General features: G+C 63.7%; 16 protein-coding genes. 6 read left to right on the forward strand and 10 right to left on the reverse strand.

What is annotated here, in order from left to right:
* Window positions 1-54: 54 nt before the first annotated feature.
* Genes WA983_RS09355 through WA983_RS09375 form a run of 5 tightly spaced genes read left to right on the forward strand, consistent with a single transcriptional unit; the run spans window position 55 to window position 4,360 of the window.
* Window positions 55-738 (forward strand): amino acid ABC transporter permease, encoded by a 684-nt coding sequence (locus tag WA983_RS09355; RefSeq protein WP_424249764.1) that lies wholly within the window; start codon window positions 55-57, stop codon window positions 736-738.
* Window positions 739-747: 9 nt separating this feature from the next.
* Window positions 748-1,395, forward strand: a complete 648-nt coding sequence (locus WA983_RS09360; RefSeq protein ID WP_424249762.1) for an amino acid ABC transporter permease — start codon at window positions 748-750, stop codon at window positions 1,393-1,395.
* A 19-nt stretch (window positions 1,396-1,414) separates the two neighbouring features.
* A complete protein-coding gene (locus WA983_RS09365) occupies window positions 1,415-2,149 on the forward strand; it encodes an amino acid ABC transporter ATP-binding protein (protein WP_424249761.1) in 735 nt (244 codons plus the stop codon).
* 50 nt (window positions 2,150-2,199) lie between these two features.
* Window positions 2,200-3,024 (forward strand): transporter substrate-binding domain-containing protein, encoded by an 825-nt coding sequence (locus tag WA983_RS09370; protein ID WP_424249759.1) that lies wholly within the window; start codon window positions 2,200-2,202, stop codon window positions 3,022-3,024.
* Between the two features lie 49 nt (window positions 3,025-3,073).
* Window positions 3,074-4,360 (forward strand): L-fuconate dehydratase, encoded by a 1,287-nt coding sequence (locus WA983_RS09375; protein WP_424311945.1) that lies wholly within the window; start codon window positions 3,074-3,076, stop codon window positions 4,358-4,360.
* Here WA983_RS09375 and WA983_RS09380 read toward each other — a convergent pair.
* From WA983_RS09380 to WA983_RS09405, 6 genes are read right to left on the reverse strand one after another with little or no spacing between them, the layout of a single operon-like run.
* Window positions 4,354-5,100, reverse strand: coding sequence for an amino acid ABC transporter ATP-binding protein (locus WA983_RS09380; protein ID WP_424249755.1), 747 nt, complete (start codon window positions 5,098-5,100; stop codon window positions 4,354-4,356). The genes WA983_RS09375 and WA983_RS09380 overlap by 7 nt on opposite strands.
* A 51-nt stretch (window positions 5,101-5,151) precedes the next feature.
* Entirely contained in the window at window positions 5,152-5,973 is an 822-nt protein-coding gene (locus tag WA983_RS09385) for a transporter substrate-binding domain-containing protein (RefSeq protein WP_424249754.1), read from the reverse strand.
* A gap of 40 nt (window positions 5,974-6,013) precedes the next feature.
* Window positions 6,014-6,664 carry an amino acid ABC transporter permease gene (locus tag WA983_RS09390; RefSeq protein WP_424311946.1) on the reverse strand — a complete coding sequence of 217 codons (651 nt, stop codon included), beginning with the start codon at window positions 6,662-6,664 and terminating at the stop codon, window positions 6,014-6,016.
* A gap of 1 nt (window position 6,665) precedes the next feature.
* Entirely contained in the window at window positions 6,666-7,337 is a 672-nt protein-coding gene (locus WA983_RS09395; protein ID WP_424249750.1) for an amino acid ABC transporter permease, read from the reverse strand.
* A 5-nt stretch (window positions 7,338-7,342) separates the two neighbouring features.
* A complete protein-coding gene (locus WA983_RS09400) occupies window positions 7,343-8,200 on the reverse strand; it encodes a fumarylacetoacetate hydrolase family protein (protein ID WP_424249748.1) in 858 nt (285 codons plus the stop codon).
* Window positions 8,201-8,225: 25 nt separating this feature from the next.
* On the reverse strand, window positions 8,226-8,972 hold the full coding sequence (locus WA983_RS09405; RefSeq protein WP_424249746.1) for an SDR family oxidoreductase: 747 nt from the start codon (window positions 8,970-8,972) through the stop codon (window positions 8,226-8,228).
* Window positions 8,973-9,285: 313 nt separating this feature from the next.
* Between WA983_RS09405 and WA983_RS09410 the strand changes: the two genes are divergently transcribed.
* A complete protein-coding gene (locus tag WA983_RS09410) occupies window positions 9,286-10,125 on the forward strand; it encodes an IclR family transcriptional regulator (RefSeq protein ID WP_424249744.1) in 840 nt (279 codons plus the stop codon).
* 12 nt (window positions 10,126-10,137) lie between these two features.
* Here WA983_RS09410 and WA983_RS09415 read toward each other — a convergent pair whose 3' ends face one another.
* The 4 genes from WA983_RS09415 to WA983_RS09430 form a co-directional block, all read right to left on the reverse strand.
* A complete protein-coding gene (locus tag WA983_RS09415; RefSeq protein WP_424311947.1) occupies window positions 10,138-11,592 on the reverse strand; it encodes an NAD-dependent succinate-semialdehyde dehydrogenase in 1,455 nt (484 codons plus the stop codon).
* 111 nt (window positions 11,593-11,703) lie between these two features.
* Entirely contained in the window at window positions 11,704-12,981 is a 1,278-nt protein-coding gene (locus WA983_RS09420; RefSeq protein ID WP_424251629.1) for a hydroxymethylglutaryl-CoA reductase, degradative, read from the reverse strand.
* A 25-nt stretch (window positions 12,982-13,006) separates the two neighbouring features.
* Window positions 13,007-14,314 carry a TRAP transporter large permease gene (locus WA983_RS09425; protein ID WP_424251631.1) on the reverse strand — a complete coding sequence of 436 codons (1,308 nt, stop codon included), beginning with the start codon at window positions 14,312-14,314 and terminating at the stop codon, window positions 13,007-13,009.
* Complete coding sequence (locus WA983_RS09430) at window positions 14,311-14,823, reverse strand: TRAP transporter small permease subunit (protein WP_424251633.1); 513 nt, start codon at window positions 14,821-14,823, stop codon at window positions 14,311-14,313. The genes WA983_RS09425 and WA983_RS09430 overlap by 4 nt, the downstream gene beginning before the upstream one ends.
* Window positions 14,824-14,850: the final 27 nt, after the last annotated feature.

Consider the following 14,850-nt stretch of genomic DNA (forward strand, 5'->3'; position numbering starts at 1 on the left):
ATTCACAGCCATGAAACCCTTCCACGACCGCCTGCCGGTCAGCGAGGCCCGAGCATGACCTATCAATTCGATTTCGGCGCGGTGCTGCAATACTGGCCCCTGTTTCTCCAGGGCGCCGAGACCACGCTCGTAATGTCATTCTGGTCCACCCTGGCGGGGTTCGTCATGGGCGTGGGCTGCGCCATCGCCCGCAGCTCCGGCGGACCGCTGCTGCGGCGGATCGTGGGCGGCTACGTCGAAGTCATCCGCAACACGCCGCTCATCATCCAGAGCTATTTCCTGATTTTCGGCCTGTCCAGCGTCGGCCTGACCCTGTCGATCCTGACCGGCGCCATCCTGGCCCTGATCATCAACATCACGGCCTATACCTGTGAAATCGTGCGCGCCGGCATCGAATCCGTCCCGCGCAGCCAGCGCGAAGCCGGCGAATGCCTGGGCCTGTCCCCCCTCCAGGTCTACTGGCACATCATCCTCGTGCCGGCACTGGAGCGCGTCTACCCCGCCCTGACCAGCCAGTTCGTGCTGCTGATGCTCGTGACCAGCCTGCTGTCGGCCGTGGGTACGGAAGACCTGTTCGGCATTTCGGGGAACATCCAGGCGCTCACCTTCCGCAACTTCGAGGTCTTCCTCGTGCTGTGGGTGGTGTACCTGGCCATGTCGGCGCTGGTGCGTGGCGCCTTCGCGCTGGTCGGCAAATTCATGTTCGTGCGCAAGCGCAAACTCGGCACCCTGCTCTGAGGCCCCGCCATGAATCATGAACAAGCACTGTATCTGCTGGCCGGCGCATGGGGCACCGTCCTGCTGTCGGTCCTGACCTTCGTCTGCTCGGCCCTGCTGGGCCTGACCATCGCCCTGATGCGCATCTCCGACAGCCGGGCCGTCAAGGGCGCCGCCTTCGGCTACATCAACATCATCCAGGGCACGCCGCTGCTGGTGATCATGGGCATCTGTTTCTACGGTCCCTCCATCTTCGGCGCCAGCGACACCTCGCCGCTGTTCGCCGCCGTCCTGGCCCTGACGGTCCACGCCGCCGCCTTTCTCGGGGAAATCTGGCGCGGCTGCATCGAATCCGTGCCGCGCAACCAGTGGGAAGCCGCAGAATGCCTGGGTCTGAACCGCATCCAGCGCATGTTCAAGGTCATCCTCCCGCAAGCGCTGCGCATCGCCACACCGCCCACCGTGGGCTTCATGGTCCAGATCGTCAAGAACACCTCGTTCGCCTCGCTGGTCATCGGTTTCGCCGAGCTGTCCTACAACGCCAAGATCCTCAACAACTCGACCTTCCAGCCCTTCCTCTATTTCGGCGCGGCGGCGGTCCTGTACTTCTTCATCTGCTACCCCCTGTCCTGGTTCAGCCTGCGCCTCGAGCGCAAGCTGACCATCGCGCGCAATTAAGGATCCCGAAGGAGCCCCCATGACGGAAGTCGTACGCCTCAGCAACGTCCACAAGCGGTTCGGCGACAACCATGTCCTCAAAGGCATCGACCTCAGCATTCAAAAGGGCGAGATCGTGGCCATCATCGGCCAGAGCGGCTCCGGAAAAAGCACGGCCCTGCGCTGCATGGACCACCTGGAGATCATCGACCAGGGGGAAATCACGGTCTGCGGCCATACCTTCGGCACGGGGATTTCCAGCACCGACCTGAAAAAACTGCGCCAGGACGTGGGGATCGTGTTCCAGAGCTACAACCTGTTCCCCCACCTGACCGTCGAGCAGAACATCACGCTGGCGCCCCGCTCCGTGCGCAAACTGCCGTCCGAACAGGCCAGACGGATCGCCGCCGACGTGCTCGCCCAGGTCGGACTGAGCGAGAAGATCGGCTGCTATCCCGAACAGCTATCGGGGGGGCAGCAGCAGCGCGTCGCCATCGCCCGGTCCCTCGCCATGGACCCCCAGCTCATGCTGTTCGACGAGGTGACCTCGGCGCTGGACCCGCAGTTGACCGGCGAAGTGCTCCGGGTCATCGAGAAACTGGCTGCGGGCGGCATGACCATGGTGCTGGTCACCCACGAAATGGCGTTCGCCATGAAACTCGCCCATCGGGTGATCTTCATGCACGAGGGCAGGATTCACGAACAGGGCGGCGCGGAAATTCTGCGCCAACCTCGAACCGCCGAATTGCGGCAGTTCGTCAGCAACGGGCTCTGACCGGTCACAGAGACCGGAAAGCGCCGACCATTCCTACAGGAGACACAACCATGAGCACTGCATTTCACCTGAATCGCGGCATGGCCGTCCTGGCCATGGGCGCCGCCGCCCTGCTGGCCGCCGCAGTTCCCGCGCACGCCAACACGCTGGAACAGATCCAGCAGCAAAAAACCCTGCGTGTGGCCATCGACCTCAACGCGCCGCCCTACGGCATGAAGGACGCCAGCCTGAAGGAAGTCGGCTCGGACGTCGAAACCGCGCGCCTGCTGGCCAAGGACCTGGGCGTCAAGCTCGAAATCGTGCCCACCACCCAGGCCAACCGCATCCCGTTCCTGCTGACGAACAAGGCCGACGTGGTGATTTCCAGCCTGACGATCACGCCGCAACGCCAGGAAGTCGTCGATTTCACCATCCCCTATGCCGCCATCCAGTCGGTCATCGCCGCGCCCGAAAGCGCCGCCATCTCGTCGATGAAAGACCTGGCCGGCAAGACCGTGATGACCGCGCGCGGCACGACCAACGACGCCAACGTCACCAAGCTGGCGCCCGCCGACACGAACATCGTGCGCTTCGAGAACGATGCCACCGCCATGACCGCCGTCACCAGCGGCCGGGGCGACATCTATTCCGGCGCCCCGGCCATCATCGCGTCGCTGAACAAGCAACTGGCTGAAAGCGGCAAACCGCCCCTGGTCACCAAGGTCGTCATGGCCACCTCCATGCTGGGCATCGGCGTGGCGAAGAACAATCCGCAGCTCCTCGACAAAATGAACGAGCTGATCCGCAAGACCCTGAAGAGCGGCGAGCTGAACACCATCTACAAGCAATACCACGGCGCCGACCTGCCGGCCGAAGTCGTGGCCGAAGGCAAATAGACGTTCAGCCCAACGCAATCTCCTTGAATCGTGTGAACAGGCCCAGACCATGACCCTCATCCAATCCATCGAAGTCCTGGACGTCCGGTTCCCGACGTCCGCGCATCTGGACGGCTCGGACGCCATGAACCCGGACCCGGACTACTCCGCCGCCTACGCCATCCTGCACACGGACGTCGACGGACTGGAGGGCCATGGCCTGACCTTCACGATCGGACGCGGCACGGAAATCTGCTGCGCCGCGATCGAGGCCCTGAAACCCAGGCTGATCGGCCTGGATCTGGACTGGATCACCGAAGACATGGGGCGCTTCTGGCGCCACATGACCTCGGACAGCCAACTGCGCTGGATCGGTCCCGACAAGGGCGCCATCCACCTGGCCACCGCAGCGCTGGTCAACGCCGTCTGGGATCTCTGGGCCAAGGCCGAGGGCAAGCCGGTCTGGCGGCTGGTGGCCGACATGACGCCGGAGCAGATCGTCCGGCTGATCGACTTCCGCTACATCACCGACTGCATCACACCCGACGAAGCGCTCGCGCTCCTGACGCGACAGGCCGCCGGCAAGGCCGGGCGCCTGCAGGAACTGGAGCGCAACGGCTACCCTTGCTACACGACCTCCGCCGGATGGCTGGGCTACGCCGACGACAAGCTGCGCCGCCTGGCCACGCAGGCCGTGCAGGCGGGCTTCTCGCACATCAAGCTCAAAGTGGGCCGCGATCTCGAGGACGACATCCGCCGGGTGCGGATCGCCCGCGAGGTCCTGGGCGAGGACCGCCATCTGATGATCGACGCCAACCAGGTCTGGGAAGTCGATCAGGCGATCCCCTGGCTGGAGCAACTGGCTTTCGCCAAGCCCTGGTTCATCGAGGAACCCACCAGCCCGGACGACGTCGCGGGGCACCGGCGCATCCGCCAGGCCATGCTGGGCCGCATGCAGGTCGCCACCGGGGAAATGTGCCAGAACCGCGTGCTGTTCAAACAGCTCATCATGGAATCGGCGGTGGACGTGGTGCAGATCGACGCCTGCCGTCTCGGCGGCGTCAACGAAGTGCTGGCCGTCATGCTGATGGCGGCCAAGTACGGCCTGAAGGTCTGCCCCCATGCCGGCGGCGTGGGCCTGTGTGAATATGTCCAGCACCTGTCGATGATCGACTACCTGTGCTTTGCCGCCACCAAGGAAGGCCGCGTCATCGAGTACGTCGATCACCTGCACGAGCACTTCGTCGACCCGTGCACGATCCGGCAGGCCGCCTACATGCCGCCGACCCGGCCCGGCTACTCGATCGAGATGAAGCGGGAATCGCTGGAGCGCTACCGCTTCCGTCCGGCTCAGTGACTCAGGATCTGCCCCAGGAACGCCTGGGCCTTGGGGTGCCGGGGCGCACCGAAGAACTGATCGGGCGGCGCCTGTTCGAGGATCTGGCCGTCCGCCATGAAAATGACGCGATCGGCGACGCTGCGGGCGAAACCCATTTCGTGGGTGACGCACAGCATGGTGATGCCGTCCGAGGCCAGCGCGATCATGGTGTCCAGCACTTCCTTGACCATCTCGGGGTCCAGCGCCGAGGTCGGCTCGTCGAACAGCATGATCTCCGGCTTCATGCAAAGCGCACGGGCGATGGCCACGCGCTGCTGCTGGCCGCCGGATAACTGGCTGGGATATTTACCGGCCTGATCGGGAATACGCACGCGTGTCAGATACTGCATGGCGATCTCGCTCGCCTCGGCCTTGTTCAGGCCCTGGGATTTCATGGGGGACAGAATGCAGTTCTCCAGCACGGTCAGGTGCGGGAACAGGTTGAACTGCTGGAACACCATGCCGACATGGCGCCGGATCTTCTCGGCATTGTGGCGGTTTTCAGTGATATCGATGCCCGCCACGGAGATGTGGCCCTTCTGGATCGTCTCCAGGCCATTGATGCAGCGGATCAAGGTCGACTTGCCGGAGCCTGACGGCCCGCAGATGACGATGCGCTCGCCGGCGGCGACGTCCAGATCGATGTTCTGGAGCACCTTGAACTGGCCGTACCATTTCTCGACGCCGGCGAACTGGATGATGGGCTGATTGTCTTTCATGAGAAGCGATCCTGGGGCGGCGCGCGACCGGGCGCGCGCCGCAGCAAGCGATTATTGAGCGGGATGGGTGACCGATTCAGGCAGGGGAACGTGCAGCCACTGCTCGAACAGCGCGTTCAGCTTGCCGCTGGCCAGGTCGGCCGCAATGAAATCATTCATCGCCTGCAGCAGTTCGGGCCGATCTTTGCGCATGGCGATCGCCATGCGCTGCTCGTTGATCACGTACAGGACCTTGTATTTGCCGGGAAAGCGTTTCTGCACGTCGGCGGCGATCACCGACGAAGTGCCGACCGCGTCGACCTGACCGACCAGCATCGCCTGCAGGGCCGAGGCGTCGTCATCGAAGCGATGCAGCTTGGTGCCCTCGGGCGCGACCTTGGTCACGCCGATGTCCGTGGTGCTGGCGCGGGGCACGCCGATCTTGTATTTGGGGAAATCCGCCGGGGAGGAAATCCCCACGCCCTCGGGTCCCAGCAGGACCATGCTGGCCGCCGAATAAGGCCGGGAGAACTGGATCTGCTTTTCGCGCTCGGGCGTGATCGCCAGCGAAGCCACCAGCACGTCCGCCTTGTCGGTCAGCAGGAACGGGATGCGGTTGGGCCCCGTCATGATCACGTATTCCAGCTTGAGGCCGTAGTGGTCCGCCAGCAGTTTCGCCACGCCGCCATCGTAGCCGCTGGGCTGGTTGTTGGCATCCGCAGCCGCATAGGGCGGCCAGTCGACCAGCACCCCGACCTTGAGGGTGCCGCGATCCTTGACCTGCTGCCAATAGTTGTCGGCGGCGACGGCCGAACCCGCCGACGCCGCCAGCAAGGTGCCCAGCACCGGGACCAGCAGCTTCTTCAGGATTTTCGATAGAACCAGACCTTGCATGGATATCTCCGTGAATGACTTATTGTGTAAAAACAGGCGATCAGCGCAATGAAACCGACAGCCGATACTCCAGACGCCGTGACAGCCGGGACAACGGCCAGCACAAGCAGAAGTACAGAAAGGCCACGAACGCGAACACGGCGACCGGGGCGAACGTAGCGTTGTTGATGATCTGACCGGTGCGGGTCAGTTCAGTGAAGCCGATGATGGCCGTCAGAGACGTGCCCTTGATGATCTGCACCATGAAGCCCACCGTGGGCGGCACGGCGATCTTGAAGGCCTGCGGCAGCACCACGTACCGCAGCCGGTTGAAATCGCTCAGGTTCAGGGCGCAGGCGGCCTCGGTCTGCCCCCGGGGCACGGCTTCGATGCAGCCGCGCCAGATATCGCCCAGGAAGGCGCTGGTGTTCAGAATCAACGCCACGCCGGCGGCCAGCCAGGGATCGACGTCCAGGCCCAGGATCGGAAAGCCGAAGAAGATCAGGAACAACTGCATCAGCAGGGGCGTGCCCTGGAACAGAATGATGAACCCGCTCGCCAGATGGACGAGCCAGCGGCTGCGTGCCGTCCGGGCCAGCGCAACCGCCAGGCCGCCCAGGCTGCCGCCGACCAGCGCAATCGCCGCCAGGGCCAGCGTCCAGCGCGCCGACATCAGGATCGACTGGAAATCCAGTGCGGAAAGTTCGCGCATGTCAGCGGCCCTCCGGGTAATAGAGGAAATTGCGCCAGATCACCTTGAACAGGCCCATGAACATCAGGGACAGGGCGAAGTAGATGATGGTGACCGTGATGTAGATCTCGAAACTGCGGAAGGTCTCGGACTGGATGTTCGCCGCCACCGAAGCCAGGTCGTCGGCGGAAACCGCCGACACGATGCTGGAAGTCAGCATCAGCAGGATGAACTGGCTGGACAGCGCCGGGAAGATCGTCTTCAGCGCGGGCCGCAGCACGACGTGCAGGAACACCTGGTAGCGTTTCAGGTTCAACGCCATGCCGGCCTCGACCTGGCCCTTCGGAACGGCCTCGATGCCCGCGCGCAGGATCTCGGTGGCGAACGCGCCGAGATTCACGAACATGGTCACCAGGGCGGCCGTCGTCGCCGTCATCTGCACCCCCAGGGACGGCAGGGCGAAGAAGAAGAAAAACAACTGGACCAGGAACGGCGTATTGCGGACGACCTCGATATAGGTGTCGATGGCCAGACACAGCAGGCGGCCGCCATGATTCTTGCCCCAGGAGCAGAAAATGGCGATCAGCAGGCCGATGACCATGGCGCCCAGGGAAAGCTGAATGGTGTTCAGCGTTCCCTGCAGCAGCATAGGCCATGATTCGAAAATGGCGTCGAACTGAAACTGGTAGTGCATGATGATCAGTCGAGCAGGCTGGCATCCCAGGCCAGCACCTGCTGGTGCTGTTCACCCAGGCCCTCGATACCGAGCCTGACCGTGTCGCCCTGCTTCAGATAGACCGGCGGCTTCTGCCCCAGCCCGACCCCCGGAGGCGTGCCCGTGGAGATGATGTCGCCCGGGTACAGAGTCGTGAAACGGCTGATGTAATGCACCAGGGTGGCCACATCGAAGACCATGGTCTTGCTGTTGCCGTCCTGGTAGCGCTTGCCGTTGACCTCCAGCCACATGGCCAGATTCTGCGGATCGGTGATTTCGTCCGTGGTCACCAGCCAGGGGCCGACGGGGCCGAAGGTGTCGCAGCCCTTGCCCTTGTCCCAGGTGCCGCTGCGTTCGAGCTGATATTCGCGCTCGGACACGTCGTTGATGACGCAATAGCCGGCCACGTGGGCCAGCGCGTCTTCCTTGGACACATACCGGGCCTTGCTGCCGATGACGACACCCAGTTCGACTTCCCAGTCGGTCTTGACCGAGTCCTGAGGCATGACGATGGGGTCGTTCGCCCCCGAGGGACGCGACCATTTATTGAACAGCACCGGTTCCGCGGGAATCTCGGCTCCGGTTTCGGCCGCGTGATCGCTGTAGTTCAGGCCCACGCACAGGAACTTGCCCGGATTGCGGAACGGCACCCCGATCCGCCCCGGCGCCGCGACCAGCGGCAGCGTGTGCGGATCGATCGCCCGCAGGGCGGCCAGCGCGGCGGGCCGCAGGGATTCGGCCGTGATGTCGTCGATGACGGAAGAAAGATCGCGGATCTGGCCCTGATCATCGACCAGAGCCGGCTTTTCCTGGCCCACCGGGCCGTAACGCAGCAATTTCATGTGAACTCTCCTGAAATGGGCGGGATCAGTTGACCCAGCCGCCGTCGATGATGTTGATGGTGCCTGTCGTATAGCCGGATTCGTCGCCCGCCAGATAGACGGCCAGCGCCGCGACTTCTTCGGGCGTGCCCAGACGGCCGATGGGCTGGCGCGCCACGAAGGCGTCGCGCACCGTGTCGACGGATGTGGTCTGGGCCTGGGCCTGGGCCTGCAGGCGGTCACGCAGCGACGGCGATTCGACCGTCCCCGGGCAAATGGCGTTGCAGCGGATGCCCCGGCTGACGAAGTCGGCCGCGATGGCCTTGCTCAGGCCGATGACCGCAGCCTTGGTCGTGCCGTACACGAAGCGGTTGGGCACCCCCTTGATGCTGGAGGCGACCGACGACACGTTGACGATGGCGCCCGCACCCTTGTCGAGCATGCCCGGCAGCACGGCACGGCACATTTCATACATGGACGTGACGTTCAGTCCGAACGAAAAATCCCAGGCCTCGCGGCTGCACTCGAGAATGGACCCGCTGTCCACGTAGCCGACACAGTTGAAGAGCACGTCCACCGGGCCGATCCCGGCCACCAGCGCCGCGATGGCGGCGGGGTCCGTGACATCGAGCACGCGGGTCTCGCAGCCCGTCAGCGAACGGAGCGCCTCTGCGTTGATGTCGGTGGCGATGACTCTGGCGCCCTCGTCCTGAAAGCGCTGCGCCGTGGCCTTGCCGATGCCATTGCCCGCCGCAGTGACGAGCGCGGTTTTTCCGGAAAGTCGACCTGCCATTGTTCATGCTCCTTGTCGTGCGAGCCGGAAAATCGGTCCGGGAACAACCACGGATCGGCCAGCCGGTTCAGTAAGAGATGAAATCCATTCCTTAGATGAAAATGAATTTCTTATTTGAATGAATGGATATCTTATCCATCAAATCTTTGGAAAACAAAGGCATAATCAGAGATACGGATAGGTATTTACCCTATAAACCGTAAATTTATCCATATTTCGTTCATTTTTATTTCTTATATGAATTTATAATTTCTTTGATGAAATAAAAATGGCGCGATCGATGATCCAGCAGCCTCAACACCCACCGGAAACGATGCCTCGCACGAACATGCCCGATCCTTCAGCCGCCCCAGCCTCGCCCTCCTCTGACGAAACCGTGCGCTACAGCGCCCCCGCCCTGGACAAGGGGCTCGATATTCTGGAAGTCCTGAGCCGGACGGCCGAAGGCTGCACGCTGAAACAACTGGCCGACGCCCTGAACCGCAACGTCAACCAGATTTTCCGCATGGTGGTGGCGCTGCACCGCCGGGGCTACATCCAGTCCGACGCCAACGACCGCTACACGCTCACGCTGAAGATGTTCTGTCTGGCGCATCGTCAGCCGCCCCTCAAGCGTCTGGTCCAGACGGCATTGCCGCTGCTCAACGAACTGGCGGAACGCGCCCGCCAGTCGTGCCACCTGGCCGTCTACGAGCAGGGATGCAGCGTGGTCATCGCCCAGGTCGATGCACCCGACCGCTGGTCTTTCGGGTTGAAGACCGGCTCTTTCATGGGGCTGACCGATACGTCTTCGGGTCACATCCTGCTGGCCTACCAGGACGAGATCGGCCGGGCCCGCATGCTGCGCAACCACAGCAAGGTCGAGGGCGAACTCGACATGGACCCCGGCCATCTGCTGTCGATGCTCGCCGATGTGCGGCGCGCGGGCTATTCGATCATGCCCAGCAAGCAGATACAGGGCGTCACCAATATCGCCTTCCCCGTGCACAGTCTGAACCACAAAGTGGTGGCCGCCATCAATGTGCCGTACATCGCGCGCATCGACGCAGCCGCCACCCCCTCCATCGAAGAGGTCAAGCACATCCAGGCCGATATCAGCGCGCGCCTGTCGCGCGCGCTGGGGGCCGACGCGGACGCTCAGGTCCAGGCCTAGCCCCCGGGGGGATCAGATCCCCACGGCCGACACCGCCTTGGTGTTCAGGTAGGCTTCCAGCGCCTCGGGGCCGCCCTCGGTGCCATAGCCGGAATCCTTGACCCCGCCGAACGGCAGTTCGGCAGAAGGCGAGGCCGGCTGATTGATCCACAGCATGCCGGCCTCGACCCGGCCCATCAGTTGCTGCACGTTGCGCAGCGAACGGGTGAAGGCATAGGCGGACAGGCCGTAGGGCAGGCGGTTGGCCTCGGTGATGGCCTCGTCCAGATGATCGAAGGCGCGGATGCCCGCCACCGGACCAAAGGGTTCGTTGTTGAACAGATCAGCCTCGGTGGTCAGGCCGGCAATGATGGTCGGCGCAAAGAAATTGCCCGCATCGCCCACGCGCGCACCGCCCGTCAGGACCTCGGCGCCACGCTGGCGGGCGTCCTCGACCACTTTATCCATGGCCGTGATGCGGCGCGCATTGGCCAGGGGTCCCAGGGTGGTGCCTTCGGCCAGGCCGTCGCCCAGCTTCAGGGATTCGGCGTGGCGCACGAAGGCGCGGGTGAATTCATTGACCAGGCTGCTGTGCACCAGAAAGCGCGTGGGCGAGATGCAGACCTGTCCGGCGTTGCGGAACTTGCTGGCGGCGGAGACCTTGATCGCCAGTTCGACGTCGGCGTCCTCGGCGACGATCACCGGCGCATGGCCGCCCAGTTCCATGGAGACCCGCTTCATGTGGGCACCCGCCAGCGCGGCCAGTTGCTTGCCGACCGGCGTGGAGCCGGTGAACGTGACCTTGCGGATGACGGGATGCGGAATCAGGTAGCCGGAGATTTCCGCCGGATTGCCGTACACCAGGCCTACCACGCCCGGCGGCAGGCCGGCATCCACAAAGGCCTGCAGCAGCGCGGCCGGCGAAGCCGGCGTTTCTTCCGGCGCCTTGCACAGGAAGGAGCAGCCGGTCGCCAGCGCGGCGGCCAGCTTGCGCACCACCTGGTTGATGGGGAAGTTCCAGGGCGTGAAGGCCGCCACCGGTCCCACCGGTTCCTTGATGGCCATTTGCAGCGCCGAGAGATTGCGCGAAGGGATGACGCGGCCGTATACGCGCAAGCCCTCGTCGGCGAACCATTCGATGATCGTGGCGCCAGCCAGGGTCTCGACCCGCGCTTCGGCCAGCGGCTTGCCCTGTTCCTGGGTCAGCAGGCGGGCGATGTCCTCTGCGCGTTCGCGCAGCAGGCCCGCCGCGCGGCGCATGATGGCGGCGCGGTCATGCGCCGAGGTGTTGCGCCATACCTCGAAGCCCCGTTGGGCGGCAGCCAGCGCGCGGTCCAGGTCGGGGATGCCGGCATGGGCCACCCGGCCGATCGCCTTGCCGGTCGCCGGATTGAGCACGTCCAGGGTCCGGCCATCGGCCGCATCGACCCATTGGTTGTCGATCAGGAGTCGGGTGTCGGGGTAAGCAACTGCAGAAAGCGTGGTCATGGATCAAGTTCCTGGACGATGAATCGGAACGCCGGTGCATCGGCACCGGCAGGAATCCCATCAGTATAGAGCCCGCCAGACGCGGCGCACGGCCGCACGGCGGCGCGCAGTCTAACGACCGGCCCGCAGCTTCTGCAGTTCGGCCTCCGCCACGTCGATACGCACCACGCCGAGCTCGACCAGGCGCTGGGCGACCCGGGCGATTTCTTCGCCTTCCGCCCCCGCCATCAGGGCGATGTTCTGCGAATGCAGGGACATATGGCCCTTCTGGATGCCATCGGTGGCCAGGGCCTTGAGCGCCGAGAAGTTCTGCGCCAGCCCCACCGCCGCGATGACACGCGAGAGTTGCGCCGCGTTCTGGATGTCCATGATCTGGAGACAGGCACGGGCCATGGGATGAAGCCTGGTTGCCCCACCGATGAGTCCGACCGCCATGGGCATCTCCAGAGAGCCCGCCAGATCGCCTTCGCGGGTCACTTCCCATTGCGTCAGGCTGCTGTACCAGCCCTTGCGCGCCGCATAGGCGTGCGCCCCCGCCTCGATGGCGCGCGTGTCGTTGCCGGTTGCCATGACGACGGCCGTCACGCCGTTCATGATGCCTTTATTGTGTGTGGCGGCACGATAGGGGTCCATCAGCGCGAACTCATAGGCCTTGATCATGCCGTCGCGCACGGCCGCGCCGCCGATGGCGTCCAGTTTCCAGACACAGCGGGCCCGCGCCAGGCGGTGATCCGCGAGATTGGACAGGATCCGCAGATAGACGCGTCCACCGGTCCAGGCCTCGATGTGCGGCGCCAGTTTCTCGGCCATGGTGTTGACGGCGTTGGCGCCCATGGCATCGCGCGTATCCACGATCAGATGGGTCACCACCATGGGACCGCTCGGCGCGTCGATGATACGCACTTCCAGATCCCGGAAACCGCCCCCCAGGCGCACCAGCACGGGGTCGCAATCATCGCAGATGGCGCGGATCTCCTCGACATGCTCCAGGATGGCCAGGCGGGCGTTGCCGGGATCGGAAACGCCGACCAGCTGGACCTGCGCAATCATGCGCGTCCCCGACATCGAGGTGATGAAACCACCCGAGTCGTAAGCCTGACGCGCCGCGTTGCAGACGGCGGCCACCACGGAGGACTCTTCGGTCGCCATGGGCACGAGATAATCCCTGCCATCGATCAACAGATTGGTGGCCACGCCCACCGGGATGTTCATGGTGCCGACCGCGTTCTCGATCAGTTGGTCCGCCAGCTCCGCCGGCAGGTTGCCGGTATTCAGAAACAGCGACTTCAGATCCCCGTCCTGCAGCCCGGCGAACGCCAGGGTCTGGTCGATGCGTTCGGGAACGCCAAGCTTGTGAAAACCCGAAATGCGGGAAGTTTTATGCGTCACGACAATCACCTCTGATAAAAAACGATCAACCGACGAATCCGGGCAGCCAGGTCACCACTGCCGGAAATGCCGCGCAGATCAGCAGCGCCAGGATCTGCAGCCCCATGAAGGGCGTCACCCCTCGGTAGACTTCGGCCATCCCCATGCCCTTGGGCAGCGTGGCCTTGAGATAGAACAGCGAATAGCCGAACGGCGGACTGATGTATCCGACCTGAATCGAAATGGCATACAGCACGCCGAACCAGATTTCGTCGAAGCCGAATGCTTTCACGATGGGCAGGAAGACCGGCACGGTCAGCAGGATGATGCCGATCTCGTCCAGGCAGGTGCCCAGGAAGATCAGGATCAGCATCATGATGGCCAGCACGACGTAGGGGTTCACATCCAGATCGCGGATCGCGCCGATCAGCGTATCGGCGCCCCCCAGCCCCGTGAAGATCGCCACGTAGGCTTTGGCGCCGATCGTGATCCACAGGATCATCGAAGTCACTTTGAGCGTCTGAATGCCGGCGTCGGCCAGATTCTGGAAGCTGAACCTGCCCCGGGCGAAACTGGCCAGAATGGAACCAACGACACCGACGGCGGCGGCTTCCGTGGGCGTGGCAATCCCCAGGAAAATCGAACCCAGCACCAGCACGATGAGCAGCGCCGGAATGATGACGGCCTGCAGACTGAGCAGCTTCAGCCGCATGGGCACGGGCTTCACCGACTCGACGGGCACCTTGCCGGGCCTGAAATAGGACACGTACAGGATGTAGAGGATGTAGATGGACGCCAGCAGTATGCCGGGCACGATGCCGGCAATGAGCATCTTGCCGATCGAGACCTGGGCAGTCACGGCATACACGATCGTCAGCACGGACGGCGGGATCAGCACGCCCAGGGTGCCGGCCGCGCAGATCGTGCCCGCCACCAACGAGGGATCGTACTTGCGCCGCAGCATCTCGGGCATGGCCAGCACGCCCATGGACGTCACCGCCGCTCCCACCACGCCGGTCATGGCCGCCATGACGACGCAGATGATGACGGTACCGATGGCCAGCCCGCCCCGCAAGCGGCCGAACCAGAGCCCCATGACCCGGTACAGGTCTTCGATGACCCCGGAACGCTGCAGGATGCTGGCCATGAGGATGTAGAGCGGCACCGCCAGCAAAGGCTCCGAGCGCATGGTGTCGAACACCTGCAGCACCAGAATGATGACGGAATCCGGGTTCCAGAGCGTGATCGTCAGCAGCAGCGACAAACCGCCCAGCACAAAGGCGATCGGCAGACCGGTGACCATCAGCAGGGTCAGGCCGCCGAACATCAGGATGAGGATCAGATTCGGGCTCATGCGGCATCATCCTTTTTGTCGCCAAAGCACAACCGCGCCAGTTCCGCCAGGCTTTGCAGGCCCAGCAACAGCACAGCCACCGGCACGGCGATCTTGTAGGGCCAGAGCGGCGGGTTCCAGGCGGAGAACGTGGTTTCCCGGTACTCGATGGACTGCAGTACCAGCGGCGTGGCGTAATACAGCATCACCGCGCAGAAGAAGACAATGATCAACTGGTTGACGATGTCGACCACGAGACCGCCGCGCGGCGACATGCGATTGCGGAACAAATCCATGTTGACGTGCCCACCCAGGTGCAGCAGGTAGGGACCGCCCAGCAGAAAATAAGGGCCGAACAGCAGCACGGCCAGTTCCATCCCCCAGACGGTGGGCGAATGAAAGGCATAGCGGCTGATCACTTCCGCCATCATGGCGGGCACGATCATGACCATCAGTGCGGCCGCCAGCATGAACAGCACCTTGTTCAGGCCGGTGACGGCGCGAACGTAAAGTCGGATGACACTGGGCATGGTGAGAATCCGGATGAGGACAAACGG

This window comes from Castellaniella sp. (assembly GCF_049650445.1).
GTDB lineage: Bacteria > Pseudomonadota > Gammaproteobacteria > Burkholderiales > Burkholderiaceae_B > Castellaniella.